This is a genomic window from Pseudoalteromonas sp., from assembly GCF_041629635.1.
Lineage (GTDB): Bacteria > Pseudomonadota > Gammaproteobacteria > Enterobacterales > Alteromonadaceae > Pseudoalteromonas.
On the sequence record NZ_JBFKMX010000178.1, the window covers coordinates 1 to 5,782 of the forward strand.

The window sequence follows — 5,782 nt, forward strand, 5'->3', positions numbered from 1 at the left end:
CCGCTTTCGCGTGTTTGCCAATGGTCAGGGCGCGCGTCTTTATGATGCGCAATTCGCTTTGTCATTTCATCATCAAATGCTTCAGCAGTGGCTACGTATATGACATTCGCTTTTTGCTCTTGTGCGAATTGATTTGCCAATGTTTCAGCATGACGCGTCTTACCAGAACGCACACCGCCAATCACTAAATATTTATTCATTCTATCTAAAAGCCCTTGTTCCTCTTGGGTTTGTCACGCACAATAGCTAAAAAAATATTGGAAATCCAGATGTCTACTAGCATTGACTTGACACAACTCATTCAAAACACCATCAATGGTAAAATTAAGCCTATTGGTTCACTTGGCAAAATCGAAAGCCTTGCTGCGCAAATAGCTTCAGTTCAAATCACTGAACCATCTCATAACAAACTCCATTTACAAAACCCAAGTTTACTTATTTTTGCAGGCGATCATGGCATTGCAAAACACAACGTGAGCATTGCGCCAAGTGATGTTACAAGCTTAATGGTGAATTGTTTTATCAACAGCCAAGCTGCTATAAACAGTTTTATTAAAGATACAGATTGGCAATTACACGTTATTGACTGTGGTATTCAAAGGGAGCTGCCTGCACAGACAGCGATAATTAATGCTCGCTTGGGTAATTGCTGTGGCGATATTAGTGAAGTCCCAGCATTATCCGAATCACAATTTAAGCAAGCCAAAATTAACGCTGAACAAATTATTACTAATTTAAATACCAATATAATTGGCTTTGGTGAAATGGGTATCGCCAATACCAGCCCTGCTAGTGCGATTTTTGCAAAGCTGTTTGGTTTAAGTGCAAACGATATTGTCGGTGTTGGTACCGGGATCAATAATGACCAGCTAGATATAAAACGCAGTCTTATAGATAAAGCGATTTCACGCATAGATTCAAACGAGCCAAAAAATATTTTAAGGGAGCTTGGCAGTTTCGAAATTGCAACAATGGCCTTTGCTATGCTCGAATCCTTTAAGCAGAATAAGTTAATTATCGTCGATGGTTTTATTGTGACCGCTGCTGCGGCAATAGCGCTAGCTATTGAGCCACAGATTAAAAGCCATCTTATTTATGCCCATGTTTCAAATGAATCAGCTCACAAGCAAGTACTAGCACGACTTAACAGTGAACCGCTGCTTGATTTATCGCTTCGCCTTGGTGAAGGTACAGGGGCTGCGCTTGCGCTTCCTTTAATACAAGCAGCCGTTAATTTTTACAACCATATGGCAAGCTTTGACGATTTAGGAATAACGCTTTAATGAATCTTCCCTATGAAGTCTCACTGTTTAAATTAGCACTTAGTTTTTTAACGCGTATTCCAGTTAAGATAACTGATTACTCGGATGAAAAACTAAACGAGGCTACGGGCTATTTCCCATTAGTTGGTGCACTCATTGGTACACTACTGGCAGCCAGCTTTTATGTTCTTTCGCTGCTATTTCCAGTTGAGATCGCTGTTGTTTTGGTGATTGTAATTGGTTATCTGCTAACAGGTGGCTTTCATGAAGATGGCCTTGCCGATGTTGCAGATGGGTTTGGTGGCGCTTTTGAACCCCACAAAAAACTTGAAATCATGAAAGACTCTCGCCTTGGCACGTATGGTACGCTTACGCTTATTTCGTTATTTGCGATTAAATACCAAGTATTAGTAGCAAGTAGTCATATTTTGCTTTTACTTATTATTGCACATACGTTAAGTAGAACATTTGCTACCAGCATTATTGGTAAATGTCCCTACGTTACAGCGGATGCGATGAGTAAAGTTAAACCAGTGGCTAAACACCTCTCAATGAGTGCAGAAAACCGACTTTGGCTTACCTTTGCTTGCGTTTGTGTAGTGTTATTATTTGTGGGTTTTACTATCGCACAACTAATCATCTTGATTGTGAGCTGCTTTTTCGTAAGAGCCGTACTAATCGCTTGGTTTAAAAAACATATAAATGGTTATACTGGAGATTGCTTGGGCGCAGCTCAACAAATAATTGAAGTCTTTGTATACTGCCTATTACTTCTCTTTTTGGATTAAAAATGTCAGATAAATTCGAACAACATCAAAAACGTCAAGAAAAAATCAAAAAAGCCGTCGACGAAAAAGTGGCAAAGGCCACCATTGAAAAAGGACTTTTCCTGGTAATTACAGGTAATGGTAAAGGCAAATCCACCAGCGCTTTTGGTACCGTTGCACGTGCTGTTGGCCATGGCCAAAAAGCAGTTGTTGCACAGTTTGTTAAAGGCGGTTGGGAGTGCGGTGAGCGCAATCTGCTTGAAGGTGCAGGCGCCACTTTCCACGTGATGTCGACAGGCTTTACTTGGGAAACTCAAAACCGCGATACTGATACAGCAGCTGCACAAACTGTTTGGCAAGAAGTTAAAAAATCTCTTAATGATGACAAGATTGATTTAGTGGTACTGGATGAAATCACGTATATGATCAACTACGACTATATTGATCTTGATGATGTACTTGAAGCAATAAGTAATCGCCCTAAAGAGCAATCCGTGATTGTTACAGGACGTGCAGCACATCGAAAATTAGAGGAACTTGCTGACACGGTGTCTGAAGTGCGTAACGTAAAACACGCTTTTGATAACGGCGTAAAAGCGCGTAAAGGCATCGATTGGTAAAAAGTTTAAAAATAATTTTCCCAATTTATTGCAAACTACACATATTAGCGCCATGAAAAATGGCGTTTTTTCTATTTCCTCGACACATTTGAAATACTCTTTTACACCCTGTCACGTTAGGTTAACAGCATTTTTCTGATTTTCAGCGACTATATAAAAACGTTAAAACAAAACGTGATCACTTTACTTTAAATAATGTTGGAATGAGGAATTTAACATGAAAGTTATAGCAGCAGCCCTAGTTAGCGCAACTCTACTTGCATCAGCAAACGCATCAGCAGATACACAATTTGTCGCTTTAGATAATTCGCCAGGCACTGAGCTTTGTATCGCCTTTGCATCCAATAAACCATTAGAGTTGAAAAAGGCACTCAACAATAATCGCGTTAAAAAGTTTCAAATTGATGACAAACTTACCTGTAATGATATGACTTTAGCTCAGTTTGCAACTGTATATGGCCTTAACCGTACTAGTAACTTTATGAATTTAGATGTGAGTACATCAACAAGCATTAAAGATTTAGCAATGGCAAAAAAAGAATTGGTGTATATCTCAGGTAGTAAGTAATGACGAGACAAAAAACGGAGGGACAACCCTCCGTTTTCTCATGATGTTAATAGTAAGCTGTTAAATAAAATGGGCGAGTAAGCCAAACAATCCACCAAATACCCCACCCCATACAACAAGCCAACCTAAGTGTTCTTTAATGAGGTTTTGAATAAGCTCTTTTACGAGTTCAGGCGTTAACTCCGCTAGTCGCGCTTCAATAATCGCTTCAATTTTTGACTGTAGCTTTTCGGCACTGGTATTTGACGTTAATTGTGTTTGCACTGTGTTGTGGAATACTTCTGAGCTACTAATTTCAATAAGCGACGATTGCATTTTTTCGATAAACGGTTGTTTCATCGGCTCAAGCACAGCTGTACCACCAAACATACCAAGCATCGCACCGAACTGTGAGTTTTCGATTACATCAACCAATGAATCAAATGCAGGGTTTAAGTCGGTGTTTTCAATAATCGGTGTAAAGTCGATGCCTGTATCACTATTATCAAGCTCTGCCGACATTAACTTGTTAATGTTTTCTTGTGTGAAGAATTGCGACATAAATAAGCGCTTTATCGCTTCTTTAATTTGTTCAAATTGATTTGGAATAACCCCTGAGCCATAAAGACCTGGTACCTTTTCAAATAACATATGTACCGCAAGCCAGTTAGTCAAAGCGCCTGACAAAGCAAATAAACCAATACTTAACAGCCATGGCAACGATAAGAAAAAACCAGCAACTGTTAATAAAACTGCGACAACATTGGTAATAGCGTGCTTGTTCAACTAAATCCTCCAAAATAAGCTAAATCCAAATCGCGGCTATTTTAAAGTTTGCTACAAAGCGTAAGCAAGGTAAAAATTCCATCCTAAACTTATTTATGTGCTTTTTTGTAAACAAAACTTAAAAATGTATCTGTTTTGACTATAGTTACCTTGTGCAACAACTTATGGCTGGCAGGTTATTAATGACATTGCTACAACTAGCGTCAGTAACTTAAGCAGTTGAGCCTATGAGCCAAGAGCGATTAAGGATCCCCCATGTGGAACTCATTACTCAATGAATTATCAATTGTGTTACACCGAGATTTCTCAACAGCCACAAAAATCCAGCTGGCGTCATCCAAAAAAGAACGCCTTTATAAGGTATGTGATGATAAACAATCATTTTTTGTCAAAGTTGCTACCAAAGATTATTTAGAAAAATTTGAGCAGGAGCGCATGTGTTTAAATGCACTTACTAAGGAAAGTGTGTTTTATGTAGCAGACTCAATACTGGTCGGTCAAAGTAGTGAATTTTCATATCATGTGATTGAGTGGCTCGACTTGACTGAAGGCGCTCCCTCTGATTGGTATAACTTTGGTGTTACACTCGCCCAACTACATAAGAAACACAGCCAAGAAATGTTTGGTTTCGATTCGGATAATTTTATTGGCGATTCTCCACAACCAAATGAATGGCATAAACACTGGGACATATTCTTTGCCGAAAAACGTATCGGTTATCAACTACAGTTACTCGCAGATAAACATATACATCTTGTCGATATTGATCATTTTGTGGAAATTATTAAGCACATATTACACTCTCATCATTGTTTACCTGCATTAGTTCATGGTGATTTATGGCGTGGTAACATTGGTTTTTGTCATGGTAGCCCTTCGGTATTTGATCCCGCCTGTTATTACGGTGACAGAGAAGTCGATATCGCCATGACTGAGTTATTTGGTAAGTTCCATCAAGAGTTCTATCAAGGCTATAATCAAACTTACCCCCTGTCAGAAAAGTACCAACACCGTAAACTCATCTATAATCTTTACCATATTCTGAATCATGGAAATTTATTTGGTAATCAATATATTGAAGATGCTCATTTAAGCATAGTTAAAATCTTGCAAAACTATGGTCTAGACTAAATTCAAAAACAGGTAAAATATCAGTTTTCCACTACACTTAAACAAGTATTACTGTTGTTGGAAACTGTTATGCGAGACCATAAATTTCAACGAATTTCCTGCCCACACTGTGGTCATCATGTAGATGTAGAACTTGATACTACATCTGGTGATCAAGATTACTATGAAGATTGCGCTGCATGTTGTAATCCTATCCACCTCAATATGCATATCGATAGGATTTACAACAAGGTCGAACTCAGCGTCGACAGTGACGACGAGCAAATTTTTTAAGACTTTGAAATCACGAAAATAAGAGGTGCAAATAGCGCCTCTTTAAAGTCCTTTTGATTTCAAGTAACGTTCAATAGTTTCAACTATTGTGTAAGTTTGCTGATCTACCTCAATATTAAACTCTGTACCAATTTGTGCTAAGCCTAAGTTGGTAACTTCAAGCGTTTCTGGTATTAAATGCAAATAAAAGCCATTTTGATGGACTTCTCCAACTGTAAGACTACAGCCATTTACACTAATAAAACCTTTGTAATTGATATATTTGAGCCATTTTTCGGGTAATGATAAAAACATAGCGCAATTATCTTGTTCACGTTCAATTGAATCAACACGTGCTACTGTGTGAATATGACCGGATACAATATGCCCACCAATTTCAGTACCAAATGTGACTGA

General features: G+C 38.4%; 8 protein-coding genes and 1 pseudogene. 6 read left to right on the plus strand and 3 right to left on the minus strand.

The genetic code is table 11. The features are described from left to right. A partial coding sequence (locus ABYD77_RS17165) for a bifunctional adenosylcobinamide kinase/adenosylcobinamide-phosphate guanylyltransferase (protein ID WP_372771314.1) occupies positions 1-200 on the minus strand: 200 nt, incomplete at its 3' end. A 69-nt stretch (positions 201-269) separates the two neighbouring features. On the opposite strand from ABYD77_RS17165, the gene cobT reads away from it, so the two are divergent. From cobT to ABYD77_RS17185, 4 genes are all read left to right on the plus strand, one after another. Beyond that, complete coding sequence (gene cobT / locus ABYD77_RS17170; protein ID WP_372771315.1) at positions 270-1,283, plus strand: nicotinate-nucleotide--dimethylbenzimidazole phosphoribosyltransferase; 1,014 nt, start codon at positions 270-272, stop codon at positions 1,281-1,283. Beyond that, positions 1,283-2,050: an adenosylcobinamide-GDP ribazoletransferase gene (cobS, locus tag ABYD77_RS17175; RefSeq protein ID WP_372771316.1), complete on the plus strand. Its 768-nt coding sequence runs from the start codon at positions 1,283-1,285 to the stop codon at positions 2,048-2,050. The genes cobT and cobS overlap by 1 nt, the downstream gene beginning before the upstream one ends. 2 nt (positions 2,051-2,052) lie before the next feature. Beyond that, entirely contained in the window at positions 2,053-2,649 is a 597-nt protein-coding gene (gene cobO, locus ABYD77_RS17180; RefSeq protein ID WP_372771317.1) for a cob(I)yrinic acid a,c-diamide adenosyltransferase, read from the plus strand. A gap of 217 nt (positions 2,650-2,866) precedes the next feature. Further along, positions 2,867-3,217 (plus strand): DUF3718 domain-containing protein, encoded by a 351-nt coding sequence (locus ABYD77_RS17185; RefSeq protein WP_372771318.1) that lies wholly within the window; start codon positions 2,867-2,869, stop codon positions 3,215-3,217. 60 nt (positions 3,218-3,277) lie between these two features. On the opposite strand, the gene ABYD77_RS17190 is transcribed toward ABYD77_RS17185, so the two are convergent. Then, positions 3,278-3,982 carry a DUF445 domain-containing protein gene (locus tag ABYD77_RS17190; protein WP_372771319.1) on the minus strand — a complete coding sequence of 235 codons (705 nt, stop codon included), beginning with the start codon at positions 3,980-3,982 and terminating at the stop codon, positions 3,278-3,280. 255 nt (positions 3,983-4,237) lie between these two features. On the opposite strand from ABYD77_RS17190, the gene ABYD77_RS17195 reads away from it, so the two are divergent. Both ABYD77_RS17195 and ABYD77_RS17200 read left to right on the plus strand, forming a co-directional pair. After that, positions 4,238-5,113, plus strand: coding sequence for a fructosamine kinase family protein (locus tag ABYD77_RS17195; protein WP_372771320.1), 876 nt, complete (start codon positions 4,238-4,240; stop codon positions 5,111-5,113). A 69-nt stretch (positions 5,114-5,182) separates the two neighbouring features. Further along, the gene (locus tag ABYD77_RS17200) at positions 5,183-5,386 is read left to right on the plus strand and encodes a CPXCG motif-containing cysteine-rich protein (RefSeq protein WP_372771321.1); all 204 of its coding nucleotides are present in this window, start codon (positions 5,183-5,185) and stop codon (positions 5,384-5,386) included. 42 nt (positions 5,387-5,428) lie between these two features. Here ABYD77_RS17200 and ABYD77_RS17205 read toward each other — a convergent pair. Further along, positions 5,429-5,782 (minus strand): annotated as a pseudogene (locus ABYD77_RS17205) (riboflavin synthase); the annotation flags it as partial.